Raw genomic sequence first — 13,819 nt, forward strand, 5'->3', positions numbered from 1 at the left:
CCTGATTGGACACCACAAAACGTTGCACAAAAAAAGGCCCCGGAGTTTTCACTTCGGGGCCTTTTGCATTTCAGCGAAGGCTTACGCCGCTTTCGCTTCAGGCTGGCTCAGCGAGCGGTTCAGCGCGCTGAACAGAGCCTTGAAGCTGGCCGTGGTGATGTTTTCGTCGATGCCCACGCCGTGCACTGCACGTTCACCGTTCACCCGCAGTTCGATGTAGGCCGCCGCTTTGGCGTTGGTGCCCGCGCCGATGGCGTGTTCGTTGTAGTCCATGATTTCCACCGGAATCGGCAGGCCGGCGACCAGTGCTTCCAGAGCACCGTTGCCTTTGCCGCGCCAGTGCAGGTTGGTTTCGCCCTGACCCTTGCTCGCCACTTCCACTTCGACGGCGCTGTTGCCGTTTTCTTCCTGCAGACGATGGCTGACCAGCGCGTAAGGCGTGTTGGCTTGCAGGTATTCGCTGATCAACAGCGAGTGGATCTGCTTGGCAGTCATTTCCAGGCCGAGACGATCGGTTTCACGCTGCACGACCTGGCTGAACTCGATCTGCATGCGACGTGGCAGGCTGATGCCGTATTCCTGCTCGAGCAGGTAAGCGATGCCACCCTTGCCCGACTGGCTGTTGACGCGGATCACCGCCTCGTAGCTGCGGCCGATGTCGGCCGGGTCGATTGGCAGGTACGGCACTTCCCACAAGGTGTCCGGTTTCTGCTGAGCGAAGCCCTTGCGGATAGCGTCCTGGTGGGAGCCGGAGAATGCGGTGTGGACCAGGTCGCCGACGTAAGGGTGACGCGGGTGAACCTGAATCTGGTTGCACTCTTCGACGACTTTGCGCACGCCGTCGATATCGGAGAAGTCCAGCTCGGGGTCGACGCCCTGGGTGTACATGTTCAGTGCCACGGTGACGAGGTCGACGTTACCGGTACGCTCGCCGTTGCCGAACAGGCAGCCTTCGACACGGTCGGCGCCGGCCATCAGGCCCAGCTCGGTAGCGGCGACACCGGTGCCACGGTCGTTGTGGGTGTGCAGGCTGATGATCACGCTGTCACGACGGTTGATGTTGCGGCCGAACCATTCGATCTGGTCGGCGTAGACGTTCGGGGTCGCGCATTCGACGGTGGCCGGCAGGTTGAGGATCATCTTGTGCTCAGGCGTCGGGTTCCAGACCTCGATCACTGCGTCACAGACTTCCTTGGCGAACTCCAGCTCGGTGGCGCTGAAGGTTTCCGGCGAGTATTCGAACGTCCACTCGGTGTCCGGCTGCATCGCCGCGTATTTGACGAACAGCTTGGCGGCGTTGACGGCGATGGCCTTGATGCCGTCCTTGTCCTGGTTGAAGACGATGCGACGGAAAGACGGCGAGGTGGCGTTGTACAGGTGAACGATGGCTTTCTTCGCGCCGCGCAAGGATTCGAAAGTACGCTCGATCAGGTCTTCACGGCCCTGGGTCAGCACCTGAATGGTGGTGTCGTCCGGGATGTGGCCTTCTTCAATCAAGGTACGCACGAAGTCGAAGTCGGTTTGCGAAGCGGCCGGGAAGGATGCTTCGATTTCTTTCACGCCGACCTGCACCAGGGTTTTCCAGAAGCGCAGTTTTTTCACCGCGTCCATCGGCTCGATCAACGACTGATTGCCGTCACGCAGGTCGGAGCTGCACCAGATCGGCGCGGTGTCGATGGTTTTCGACGGCCAGGTGCGATCCGGCAGGTTGATGACAGGAAACGCGCGGTATTTCGAAGACGGATCTTTGAGCATGCTCATCGGGAAATTCCTTATTGTCTGGGCCGAAAAAAGGCGGCCTGCCGGTGTTACGAATGTTCTTGGAAAAGCGTAGGACGAAGCGCAGCGATTCAGCCCGGCAGTCGTGCGCTGACGAGGCACAGGCTGCGGTGCTGGCGAAGCTGAATGAGGGTGTGAGAGGTTTTCATGCCTTCAACCCTAACCGCGAGGGGAAAGGATGGCAAGCGGTCGAAAAAAATTGAGAGGAATACTCGGAAAGCGACTTTTTTCAGGATTTTATTGCGCTTAAGTCGGTGGATCTTGTTGATGTTTGCGTGAGGTTGGATTGGGGCGCAATTGAGGGTGGTGGGGTGTCAGCACGGTATCAAGCGTTGGACAGGCCGCCTTCGCGAGCAAGCCCGCTCCCACATTTGGAGTGCATCCCCCTGTGGGAGCGAGCTTGCTCGCGAAGAGGCCGGTCGCCTCAATACATATTCAAGGCTGAAACGCACCAATGAAAATCGCCGGGTCGACCCGCGCATCATTCAGGCTGACGTTCCAGTGCATGTGTGGCCCGGTCGCCCGGCCTGTGGCGCCAACCTTGCCCACTACCGCGCCGCGAGCCAGTTGATCACCGACCTTCACGTCGATTTTCGACATATGGCAGAACATGCTGATAAAGCCCTGCCCATGGTCAACAAACACCGTGTTGCCATTGAAAAAATAGTTGCCGGTGAGGATCACCTTGCCGGCTGCCGGGGTCTTGATCGGCGTACCCGCCGGCACCGCGAAGTCCAGGCCCGCATGCGGATTGCGCTCCTCCCCATTAAAGAAGCGGCGCACACCGAACTTGCTCGACAGCGGCCCGTTCACCGGTTTGTCCAACAGCAGATTGCTCGGCGTGTTCGGACTGAAGCTGCGATAGGCCTTGATCTGTTCGGCCAGTTCACCTTCGATGCGCTTGAGGTTCGATTGATCCGGATTGACCTGCTGTTTGTTCTTCAGGGTGATGCGCTGTTCCGGGTATTTCTTGTTACCCACGGTGAACGCCAGATTGCGCCCGCCACTGCTGATCTGCTGCGCACCGGGCTTGACCGTCAGCGGCACACCGACAATCGCCAGCCAGTTGTTCTGTTCTTTCACCACCAGCACCGGTTTGCCCTGATACGTGGCTTTCGGCGCCTGCGCGGCAGCGCCCAGGTCAACGACCGCGACGCCGCCCGGCACCGGTTTGTTGAGCATGCGGGTGATGTAGCTGTCGGCGTGAGCGTTGAAGGTCAGGCACAGCAGAAGCAGGGGAGCGAGAAAACGCGGCATGGATCAGTCCAGTAAAGAGAGGGTGACAGGCGTCAGGTGATTGTCCTCGACGCGCACTTGCAGTTCGCCTTCGCCGAGTTTGGCTTTCAGGCGCTGGCCGGTGTGGGTCTGCGCGGCGTTGCGGATCGCGTGGCCGCGCTCATCGAGCAGAATGCTGTAACCCCGGCCGAGCGTTGCCAGCGGGCTGACCACGTGCAGCGTCTGCATCTGGCTGTGCAGTTGCAGGCGGCGGTTTTTCAAACCCTCGCGAATTGCCCGAGGCAGCCGTTCGGCGAGGCTGTCGAGGCGCTGACGCAACATCGCCAGTTGCCGGCCCGGGTGTTGCCCGGCGAGACGGGTTTCCAGGCGTATCAGGCGTTCGCGGCGTGTGTTGAGGCTGCGCTCGAAGGCCCGGCGCATGCGCATGTCCAGATCGTCCAGGCGCTGCGCTTGCTGACGTAGACGTTCGCCGGGATGGCGCAGACGACGGGCCATGCCTTCCAGGCGCAGGCGATCTCGCATCAAACGGTCTTGCATACGCATCACCAGACGGCGATGGAGGCTTTCGACCTGACGAATCAGATGGCTTGAATCCGGAGCGAGCAGTTCGGCGGCCGCAGAGGGCGTCGGCGCGCGCACGTCGGCAACGAAGTCACTGATCGACACATCGGTTTCGTGGCCGACGGCGCTGACAATCGGCGTCACGCAAGCATCGACGGCGCGGGCCACGGCTTCTTCGTTGAAGCACCAGAGGTCTTCCAGCGAGCCGCCGCCCCGGGCAAGGATCAACGCGTCGAAACCGCGGGCATCGGCCATTTTCAATGCGCGGACGATTTGCGCGGTGGCCTCGCGGCCCTGCACGGCGGTGGGGATCAAGGTCAGTTGTACCTGCGGCGCACGGCGGCGGAACACGCTGATAATGTCGCGAATCACCGCGCCGGTAGGCGAACTGATGATGCCGATGCGCTGTGGATGCGCCGGCAGCGGTACTTTGCGTTCGGCGCTGAACAGACCTTCGGCGCTGAGCTTTTCTTTCAACGCGTCGAAAGCCAGGCGCAGCGCGCCGTCACCGGCAGGCTCGACGGTGTCGAGAATCAACTGATAGTCGCCACGGCCCTCGAACAGCGAGACTTTGCCACGCACTTTTACCGCCAGGCCGTCCTTCAGCGCCTGACGCACCCGCGCCGCGTTCTGCCGGAACAATGCGCAACGCACCTGGGCGCCGCTGTCCTTGAGGGTGAAATAGATGTGGCCGGATGCCGGACGGGCGAGGTTGGAGATTTCGCCCTCGACCCAGATGTTGCTGAACACGTCTTCGAGCAACACCCGCGCGCGGCCGTTGAGCTGGCTGACGGTCAGGACTTCACGGTCCAGGCCAAGTCTTGCAAAGGGATCTTTAATCATGGGGCGCAGTTTAAAGGCATTTGCTGATCAATCTCCATGAATCGCCACAAATCCCCTGTGTGAGCAAGCTTGCCCGCGAAGGCGTAGTGTCAGTCGATATTTGAATTGGCTATCACATCGCTTTCGCGAGCAAGCCCGCTCCCACAGGGATTGGTGAAGACCCCGATGAAGGGACAGTCGTTCAGCTGCTGTACGGAAGCTGCCGCATTCGGCGATTGAAAGCACGAGGCATGCCTTTTCGAGATGGGCAAGCGACTTTGAAGATAGTCGCAACCCACGGTGCTGGCTAAAGTCATCTCAGGTTTATCAGGGAAGCGGATTCATGAGCGTGGCGGGGTTGCTGAGTGAGTGGTCGTGAGGCATCGGCGGTTGGTTACGTGGCTGGTGCTGGCGAGCGGGCTGGCGTTGATCGGGCGCTATCTCGGCACTTGACCGGATTCTGTCAGGGATTAAGCTGCCGGCCTTTAGGGCCTCTTCGCGAGCAGGCTCGCTCCCACAATGGAAGCGTTTCCATAGAGGGAGCGAGCCTGCTCGCGAAGGCGTCAGAAGTCACACCGCAGGATTTCCCATGAACTCGCAAAGCATCATTGTCCCGAAAATCTCCACCCTGCCGGTCCACGAGCCCCGGGCCCGGGCGATTTTGCGCTGGCTGGTGCGCAAGAACATCGTCAAAGAAGAACTGAGCACCTGTGGCCGCACCGGCAATCGCATGGCCTATGCCATCGCCGACGGCGCCCGCGCCGTGGTGCTGCACCCGCAAGCATTGCCGTTCGGTGAGCCGATCAATGGCCTGGAAATCGTCACCAAGCGTTGCATCTACACGCCGGCCAAGGGGTTTCTCGAAGAGGCCGGTTGCGCCGAGTGCCGCCGCGAGATTGGCGAGGCACTGTTCGAAAGCCTTGAAGACTGGATGCCAGGACGCACCGACAACTTCACCTGCCCGGAATGTGGGCATGAAGACGACATCAACGGGTTTCTGTATTTGCAGGAGTGTGGGTTTTCCAACCTGGGGTTCATCTTCAACAACTGGCTTGAGGCCGGCTTCAAGCAAAGCTTTATTGATGAGTTCGCCGATTGGCTCGATCAACCTGTCTCTTGGGTCAAGGTGGAGCTGTAGCGGCGGGGATCTCCGTATATCAGCAACATTGATATTAAGCTGAGTTTTACATTGAACAGCAGGGGGTGGATGACTATAATGGCGCGCTTCCATTTTCCCGCTCGGGAGCCCCCGCGATGCTGCGTATCAGCCAAGAAGCTCTGACATTCGACGACATTCTCCTAGTGCCCGGTTATTCCGAGGTGCTTCCTAACGAAGTCAGTCTCAAGACCCGCCTTACCCGTGGCATCGAGCTGAACATTCCTCTGGTTTCTGCCGCCATGGACACCGTTACTGAAGCCCGTCTGGCAATCGCCATGGCTCAGGAAGGTGGCATCGGCATTATCCACAAGAACATGACCATCGAGCAGCAAGCTGCCGAAGTGCGCAAGGTCAAGAAGTTCGAAGCCGGCGTTGTCAAGGACCCTATCACCATCGAGGCTGATGCCACGGTTCGTGACCTGTTCGAATTGACCCGCATGCACAACATTTCCGGCGTTCCGGTGCTGCACGATGGCGACCTGGTCGGCATCGTCACTTCCCGTGACGTGCGTTTTGAAAACCGTCTGGACGCCAGTGTCCGTGAAGTGATGACGCCTAAAGAGCGTCTGGTCACGGTCAAGGAAGGCGCCGACAAGAACGACGTGCGCGAACTGCTGCACAAGCACCGCATCGAACGCGTGCTGATCGTCGACGACAAATTCGCCCTCAAAGGCATGATGACCGTCAACGACATCGAAAAAGCCAAAGCCTACCCGCTGGCCAGCAAGGATGACCAAGGTCGTCTGCGCGTTGGCGCTGCGGTCGGTACCGGTAAAGACACCGGTGATCGCGTCGCTGCTCTGGTCAATGCCGGTGTGGACGTGGTGGTGGTCGACACCGCGCACGGTCACTCCAAAGGCGTGATCGACCGCGTTCGCTGGGTCAAAGAGAACTTCCCTGAAGTGCAGGTCATCGGCGGCAACATCGCCACCGGCGCCGCAGCCAAGGCTCTGGCCGAAGCTGGCGCCGACGCCGTCAAGGTCGGTATCGGCCCTGGCTCGATCTGCACCACCCGTATCGTCGCCGGTGTCGGCGTCCCGCAAATCAGTGCCATCGCCAACGTCGCCGCTGCCCTTGAAGGCACCGGCGTTCCGTTGATCGCCGACGGCGGCATCCGTTTCTCCGGTGACCTGTCCAAGGCCATCGTAGCCGGTGCTTCCTGCGTGATGATGGGCTCGATGTTCGCCGGTACTGAAGAAGCGCCTGGCGAAATCGAACTGTTCCAGGGCCGTTCGTACAAGGCTTATCGCGGCATGGGTTCGCTGGGCGCCATGTCCCAGGCTCAAGGTTCTTCCGACCGTTACTTCCAGGATTCCTCGGCAGGCGCCGAGAAACTCGTTCCGGAAGGCATCGAAGGCCGTGTGCCTTACAAAGGTACCCTGAGCGCGATCATTCACCAGTTGATGGGCGGTCTGCGTTCTTCGATGGGCTACACCGGTAGCGCCAACATCGAAGAAATGCGCACCCAGCCTGAGTTCGTGCGGATCACCGGTGCCGGCATGGCCGAATCCCACGTTCACGACGTGCAGATCACCAAAGAAGCGCCAAACTACCGCGTAGGTTGAGCCTTCAAGCAACAAGCAAAGCAACCGGGGCTGTTTGATTCAGCCCCGAGTTGTTTCTGAATCACGACTGTTTCTGAATGACTTAGACGAGACTGAATCATGGCCCTCGATATTCACGCTCACCGCATCCTGATCCTCGACTTCGGTTCGCAGTACACCCAACTGATCGCCCGCCGCGTGCGTGAAATCGGTGTGTACTGCGAACTGCACCCGTTCGACATGGACGAAGATGCGATCCGCGAATTCGCGCCTAAAGGCGTTATTCTCGCCGGCGGCCCCGAGTCCGTGCACGTCGCCGACAGCCCGCGTTGCCCACAGGCAGTGTTCGACCTGGGCGTACCGGTCTTCGGTATCTGCTACGGCATGCAGACCATGGCCGAGCAACTGGGCGGCAAGGTTGAAGGTTCCGAACTGCGTGAGTTCGGTTACGCCCGCGTTGACGTAGTAGGCAAGAGCCGTCTGCTCGACGGCATCGAAGACCATATCGACGCCGACGGCCTGTTCGGCCTCGACGTATGGATGAGCCACGGTGACAAGGTCACCCGGATGCCGGAAGACTTCCACATCCTCGCCAGCACCCCGAGCTGCCCGATCGCCGGCATGTTCAACGACGACCGTGGCTACTATGGCGTGCAGTTCCACCCGGAAGTGACCCACACCAAGCAGGGCGGTCGCATCCTGTCGCGCTTCGTTCTCGACATCTGCGGCTGTGAAGCCCTGTGGACGCCGTCGAAGATCGCTGAAGACGCCATCGCCAACATCCGCGCACAAGTCGGCACCGACAACGTGCTGCTGGGCCTGTCCGGCGGCGTTGACTCCTCGGTAGTAGCGGCACTGCTGCACAAAGCCATCGGCGACCAGCTGACTTGCGTCTTCGTCGACAACGGTCTGCTGCGTCTGCACGAGGGCGAGCAAGTGATGGCCATGTTTGCCGAGAACATGGGCGTCAAAGTGATCCGCGCCAACGCTGAAGATCAGTTCCTGAACAACCTGGCCGGCGAAGCCGATCCGGAGAAGAAGCGCAAGATCATCGGCCGTACCTTCATCGACGTGTTCGATGCCGAGTCCTGCAAGCTGGACAACATCAAGTACCTGGCTCAGGGCACCATCTACCCGGACGTGATCGAGTCGGCTGGTGCGAAAAGCGGCAAGGCGCACGTGATCAAGTCGCACCACAACGTGGGCGGCCTGCCGGAAGAGATGAACCTGAAACTGGTCGAGCCACTGCGCGAACTGTTCAAGGACGAAGTCCGTCGTCTGGGCCTGGAACTGGGCCTGCCGTATGACATGGTCTACCGTCACCCGTTCCCGGGCCCGGGCCTGGGCGTGCGCATCCTCGGTGAAGTGAAAAAGGAATACGCCGACCTGTTGCGTCGTGCCGACCACATCTTTATCGAAGAACTGCGCAAGGCCGACTGGTACCACAAAGTCAGCCAGGCATTCGTCGTGTTCCAGCCGGTGAAATCGGTCGGCGTGGTTGGCGATGGCCGTCGTTACGCCTGGGTCGTGGCCCTGCGTGCCGTAGAGACCATCGACTTCATGACTGCACGTTGGGCTCACCTGCCTTACGAACTGCTGGAAACCGTTTCCGGCCGCATCATCAATGAAATCGAAGGCATCTCGCGCGTCACTTATGATGTGTCGAGCAAGCCGCCTGCGACCATTGAGTGGGAGTGATCGTTTCTGAGTCGGTCGTTACCGGCTCTTGACGCTGACAACCTCGAAGGCCCCCGATCGTGAGATCGGGGGCCTTTTGCGTTTCAGAGGGTGGTGCCTACAGCGGCAGTCGGCCTTCCAGTTCCATGCCCATCCGGCTCAGCGCCCACGACAACTCGACGATGTCGGTGTACGGCACCTGATGGATCTCGGTCCATGTCGGACGATTGATCAGGTAATGGCCGTCAGCCGTCCGTTCGACCAGCGTGCGGGCAATCCGGCCATCCCTGCCGCGATGAATCAGTGTCCAGGTGCCCTCGGATTTCTCAACGGTAAACATGCCCTGGCGGAACAGCAGCCGTTCCAGCTCTTCGGGTGTCCGGGTGAGCACCGGCAGGGGTATCTGCAGGTTCATGTCGGCGTACAGGGTGTCGGAATCGCCCGCGATGGACTCGGGTTGGGTGGCAAAGCCGCGACCCAGTTCGATCCCCCGGTCCGTTTCGATCAGCAGAGGGCTCTGTGGCGGGACTTCTTCGATCCGCAAACCGATACCGCCGTGCAGTTCGCTGAGACCCGGCATGCCGCGGAAGGTATTGGTATTTTCCTGCTCCGTGAGGAGCACCCACTTCGCGGTGCCGTTGAGTGTGTTGTCGGACTGCATGATGGTGTGGGTCAGGTAAGTCTTGATGGCCTGCTCGTGCATGTCCGGAAGCGATGAGCCCGGATAGCGATAGCTGGCCAGACAATCCGTGGCCTGTACGCGGATGCCATTGCGTTGTGCTGCTTTGACCACCTCGAGCGGGGTGAAGCGTTCGGCTGGATCGCTGCGCAGTTGTTGCAGGTACGCTTCGAGGTCACTGGACATCGACCCGGTTTTGAAAAACTGATCCAGATCCACCTGGTTGAAATCGTTGAGCAGGCGCTGGAAATAGAGGGTTTCGACTTTTTGCGCGGCCAGCTCCGGCATGTTCTCGATCAGAAACTGCAGGCTGGCAATGCGATCCTGGCTTTCGCCGATCACCAGTCCCGGCGCGACCTTGAATACTCGCTGGACCAGTTGCGAAGCGGTTTGCGAGGTGGCTATCTCGGTCAGGGGCGGTCGTGCAGGCTGCAGGCCGGCCAGATCCTTGCGGGAAAAGAACCGTCGCGCATCCCGGGACAGATCGCTGCGATGTTCCGCGACGTATTCCTGGTAGGTGCTTACCCCGCCGAAACTGCCATCCGGCTTGCGGACCACCTTGATATGAGTCTCCCTTTGGCCCAGCGCCAATTGCCTGATCCGGGCTCTCTGCGATGTGTCGTAGGCCGTGGACGGGCTGCGTAGCATGCGTTGTGCTGGTGCTGGTTCCGGTTCCGGTTCCGGTTCCGGTGCCGGGACCGGCGGCTGTTGCCGGGGTGCCGCAGGCGCGCGGGGGCGCGATCCTCTGGGCTGGGTGTTGCCTCCGCCCTTGAGTCCCGAGCGAGGAGCGACTTCCCATTCGCCTTCGGCGTTGAGGCGTACAGGTATCGAGCCAGAAAAGGCATTCGGCTGGTCCGGGTCGATGATGGCCCAGGTGCCGTCGCCGTTGACATCGCTTTCATAGCGCACGTAATACGCGCAATCGTCGAGCATGATCGCGGTTGAAGGGTTCGAGTCGAGCTGGTAGATGCCCTGGAATTTCCCCGAGGCAGCCGGTGTAAGGCTTTCCAGCAATTCATTGGCCTGCCAATGGGCAGGAATGGCGGTTTGTTCGAGTTCCGCTGACGCTCCGGAAAGCGTCTCGAGCGGTGACGCAGCAGCCTCTGCCTCGGCAGCCGCGGATGGCCATCCCATGGGGCGCAGGCCTTTTTCCACCAGCGCCTGTTTCAAATCCTCCAGAGTGTTCACGGTCATGGTGTCATAGCGGGGGGCGAGGGGCGTATCGAGGTTGATTCGCCCGCCGGGTGTCGAACGGATCACGCTGTCGGCCATTGCGCCTTCGGCATTGCGATAGACCACCAGCAGGTTGCTCCGGTAGCGCTGCAGCGTAAACATCCCCGGCTCCGGCAGCAGTGATCGCAGATCCTGCGGCGTCCGGTCAGCCCACACGGTTGGGACCTGAATGCGCCAGTCGCCTTTGATTTTCGCCTGGACAGCGTCCATATCCGCTACGCCATCAATCACGTCCTCTACAGAAGAACCGGGATAGTCGGCATATGCCACCGGCAGTCCGGGGTCGCTACCCAGCGGTTGCACCTGACCGGGCGTGACGTCTTCGATACGCGCACACAAGGCATCGGTCTGTTCACTGATGCCTCGATAACCTCTGAAGGTCGTCATGTGTTCCTGATTGACCAAAGCCGCCCAGCGCGACGCGCCTTTCAATTCTTCGTTGAAACGAATGACTTCGCCGGCAAAGAAGCTGCGAGCCATCTGACTGTGGGGGGCCTGTGAAAGCGAGCTTTCGTTGATGTGCCAGGTGGTGGTCATGTCGAGGGCCTGGACACGGATGCGCTGCGCATTCGCGGCTTTGATCAGGGCCAGCAGGTTGAATCGGCCTTCGGGGTCGTTGGCGGCCACGTGGTCGAGTTTGCTCAGGTAATTTTGCAGCTCCTGCGACATTTCCCCGGTTCTGGCGAATGCATCCAGATCCGGCTGGTTGACGTTGGCCAGCAACTCCTGCAGGTAGAGGGTCTTCACCCCTTTCTGCGCAAGGGCGGGCATGTTCTCGATCAGAAACTGCTTGCTGGCGATGCAGCCACGGCTCTCGCCAAGAACCAGTCCTGGCTTTTGTGCGAAGGCATAATCGAACAGTTCGCCCGGCGTCGCGATCACCGGTGCCGGGGACAGCGCCGGACGAGGCACGGGAGGATGGGCCTCGTAGTAGGCTTTGGCGTCGTTGACCAACAGGTTACTCGGTTCCTCTTGCGCCAGTTCGAACTCACTCAGTTCTTCAATGTGTTCGTCGATGGGGCCCATCATCACGCTACGGGCGCCGACGGTATCGGTATCGATGCTGCCAAGGGGCCACACGCGCCTGAACAGGCCGCGCACGTCTGGCCCGCCGAGTGCCCAGGCTCTCATTTGCGGGTCTTCGAGGCCGGGTACGTAAATGCCCGGCGTGCGCGCCCATTCTTCAATGACGGGAGGGGCGGGGTGGCTTGCGCTGGTCAGCGGTGGTTTGATCGTGCCGCCGCGCAGCCCCAGCTGTGGGGTGACTTCCCATTGCCCTGTTTCGCTCAGGCGCACGGGGATCGAACCGGAAAACGCGTTGGGCCTGGCCGGGTCGATGATGGCCCAGGTTCCGCGACCATTGATATCGGACTCATAGCGCACGTAGTAGGCACTGCCGTCGAGCCTGATCGCCGAGGATGGATTGGAAGCCAGTTGATAGATGCCCTGAAAACGTCCCGATTCGCCATTCAGCCGGGTTTCATCCAGGCTGGCGTCAATCTTGTAAGCCTCGGGGATCGATGTCGTCCTGCTCACGACGTCGGGCTCTACAACCGTGGCGTCGACGGTTACGGGTTCAGGGAGCGTGGCGGTTGTCGATTGCTTCAGATCCGCCATCTCCTGTGCCTCGGCGGCATCAATTTCGGGGCCGATTTCTTCCAGAGATCCGGGACCTTTGAGCATCAGCAGATTGAACAGCAGATCGATCCCGGCGAACACCGCGCCCAGCACGCCGGCCTTGCGCTCTTGGGACGTTTTTGCGTTCACCGCCTGATCGATGTTCAGTCCCAGGTTGACGATGCTCGCGCCCACCACCGGCAGTGCAACCGGCCAGCCAACCACCGCCATTGGCGCGAACAGCCTTATCCCGGCTTTGAGATAGCCTATCCACAGTTTCTTGCGCAAATCGCCGTTGCTGGTGAGGGAGAATTCGGCCTCGGCAAACATCGCGTCCTTGGTGGAATCGCGCAGCCAACTGAACGCGTCACCTTCGATAATGCGGCTCTGGCTGTTGATCAAATGGTGATCGTATTTCCCCCAGGTGCTGACCAGACGATTCATCAGGTCGGTGATGTTTTCATCGATGGCTTGTCGGTCGGCGAGCGTGAAATGCGTCATGAAGGCCTGCCGGTCGGTGCTCTTGTTCATGCACTGCAGTATCCAATAGTGCATGTCCGTCGCGGTTTCCAGCACTTTGAACACCGGATTTTCGCCGGGCAGGTAGACGATCTGCCGACCTTTTGGCGCGACAAAACGAATGAGGTTGGTGGCCACGTGACCATCGACATCCACGGTGCGAACCGTGTTCGGGCAAGAATGTTCGGCCTCCAGCATCTGCAGGGTCACCGGCCATGTGAGCGGGCCGATGACCGCCTGGGTGATGAACTGAAAGTCCTCATCGCTCAATTGACGCGTGTCCCGGGCCTTCACCGCTTCACTGAGGAAGGTGCATTTGGCCAGGGTTCGGAAGTCTGTGGCGGAGGTTTGCCAGTAGTCTTCCAAACGCCGGTTGTACAATTTGCTGAAGTCGATTTTCCAGAATCGCTTCAGCACCTCGTTGCCGTGCAGGCGCACTTCATTGGTTTCGTTGAACGTTCCGGCGGTCGGGCCGACGCTGTAGAAGCCTGCGTAGACATCCAGCAGGTCGGCGTTGTCCTGATCAGCGACACGAAATCGCTGTATCACCAGCTGGGTCAGCGTCAGGGTCGAGGTCGGTGTGGCGTTGACGTGTTCCCAGCCGGTAAAGGTTTTCCAGTTGCTTTGAGCGGCGTCGAAGCGGTGGAAATACACGTGATCCGGATCGAGTCCGGTGAGTTCGAAATCAGCCAGCAGCTCACTGGCGACCTCGTAGGCGGTGTCGCGCAGGCTTGGGCAGTTCTGGATGACGCTTTTGGCGATGGCCTTGAGCGCAGCCTTGTCCGCTGCATTGGGCAGCGGATTTGAAGGGGTATGGGTCATGTCATCTCTATCCTTGAGAAGCGGCGAGTGAGCATGAACTGAATACGAATGAACCGTGCACTACATAGTTAGGCCCACTGCGATTGCAAATGGGTGTATACGCGCGTGCGGCCATCCGCCACGCCGCCCTTACTGTTTCGCAATTGCAGGTGTATCGTATTTGCCTTTTGC

The 13,819-nt window shown here is 60.1% G+C and carries 7 protein-coding genes; 3 read left to right on the forward strand and 4 right to left on the reverse strand.

The genetic code is table 11. The features are described 5' to 3' along the window. Positions 1-81: 81 nt before the first annotated feature. The 3 genes from leuA to xseA form a co-directional block, all read right to left on the reverse strand. The gene (gene leuA, locus AACY19_RS06470) at positions 82-1,761 is read right to left on the reverse strand and encodes a 2-isopropylmalate synthase (RefSeq protein ID WP_339449083.1); all 1,680 of its coding nucleotides are present in this window, start codon (positions 1,759-1,761) and stop codon (positions 82-84) included. A 453-nt stretch (positions 1,762-2,214) separates the two neighbouring features. Continuing rightward, the gene (locus tag AACY19_RS06475; RefSeq protein ID WP_339449085.1) at positions 2,215-3,036 is read right to left on the reverse strand and encodes a peptidoglycan DD-metalloendopeptidase family protein; all 822 of its coding nucleotides are present in this window, start codon (positions 3,034-3,036) and stop codon (positions 2,215-2,217) included. Between the two features lie 3 nt (positions 3,037-3,039). Continuing rightward, complete coding sequence (xseA, locus tag AACY19_RS06480; protein WP_339449087.1) at positions 3,040-4,419, reverse strand: exodeoxyribonuclease VII large subunit; 1,380 nt, start codon at positions 4,417-4,419, stop codon at positions 3,040-3,042. A gap of 568 nt (positions 4,420-4,987) precedes the next feature. Between xseA and AACY19_RS06485 the strand changes: the two genes are divergently transcribed. From AACY19_RS06485 to guaA, 3 genes are all read left to right on the forward strand, one after another. Next, positions 4,988-5,536 carry a sugar ABC transporter ATPase gene (locus AACY19_RS06485; protein ID WP_339449089.1) on the forward strand — a complete coding sequence of 183 codons (549 nt, stop codon included), beginning with the start codon at positions 4,988-4,990 and terminating at the stop codon, positions 5,534-5,536. 116 nt (positions 5,537-5,652) lie between these two features. Next, positions 5,653-7,122: an IMP dehydrogenase gene (gene guaB, locus AACY19_RS06490; protein ID WP_339449091.1), complete on the forward strand. Its 1,470-nt coding sequence runs from the start codon at positions 5,653-5,655 to the stop codon at positions 7,120-7,122. 99 nt (positions 7,123-7,221) lie between these two features. Beyond that, entirely contained in the window at positions 7,222-8,799 is a 1,578-nt protein-coding gene (guaA, locus tag AACY19_RS06495) for a glutamine-hydrolyzing GMP synthase (protein WP_339449092.1), read from the forward strand. A gap of 97 nt (positions 8,800-8,896) precedes the next feature. Here the strand turns inward: guaA and AACY19_RS06500 are convergent, their stop codons facing one another. Further along, positions 8,897-13,648: a membrane-targeted effector domain-containing toxin gene (locus AACY19_RS06500; RefSeq protein WP_339449093.1), complete on the reverse strand. Its 4,752-nt coding sequence runs from the start codon at positions 13,646-13,648 to the stop codon at positions 8,897-8,899. Positions 13,649-13,819 lie beyond the last annotated feature (171 nt).

The organism is Pseudomonas sp. EA_5y_Pfl2_R50 (genome assembly GCF_963970475.1).
In the GTDB taxonomy this organism is placed as follows: Bacteria; Pseudomonadota; Gammaproteobacteria; order Pseudomonadales; family Pseudomonadaceae; genus Aquipseudomonas.

Excerpts from the sequence above, each read along its gene's own strand:
- leuA (WP_339449083.1), bottom strand. The coding sequence starts at position 1,761 with ATGAGCATGCTCAAAGATCCGTCTTCGAAATACCGCGCGTTTCCTGTC.
- AACY19_RS06475 (WP_339449085.1), bottom strand. The coding sequence starts at position 3,036 with ATGCCGCGTTTTCTCGCTCCCCTGCTTCTGCTGTGCCTGACCTTCAAC.
- xseA (WP_339449087.1), bottom strand. The coding sequence starts at position 4,419 with ATGATTAAAGATCCCTTTGCAAGACTTGGCCTGGACCGTGAAGTCCTG.
- AACY19_RS06485 (WP_339449089.1), top strand. The coding sequence starts at position 4,988 with ATGAACTCGCAAAGCATCATTGTCCCGAAAATCTCCACCCTGCCGGTC.
- guaB (WP_339449091.1), top strand. The coding sequence starts at position 5,653 with ATGCTGCGTATCAGCCAAGAAGCTCTGACATTCGACGACATTCTCCTA.
- guaA (WP_339449092.1), top strand. The coding sequence starts at position 7,222 with ATGGCCCTCGATATTCACGCTCACCGCATCCTGATCCTCGACTTCGGT.
- AACY19_RS06500 (WP_339449093.1), bottom strand. The coding sequence starts at position 13,648 with ATGACCCATACCCCTTCAAATCCGCTGCCCAATGCAGCGGACAAGGCT.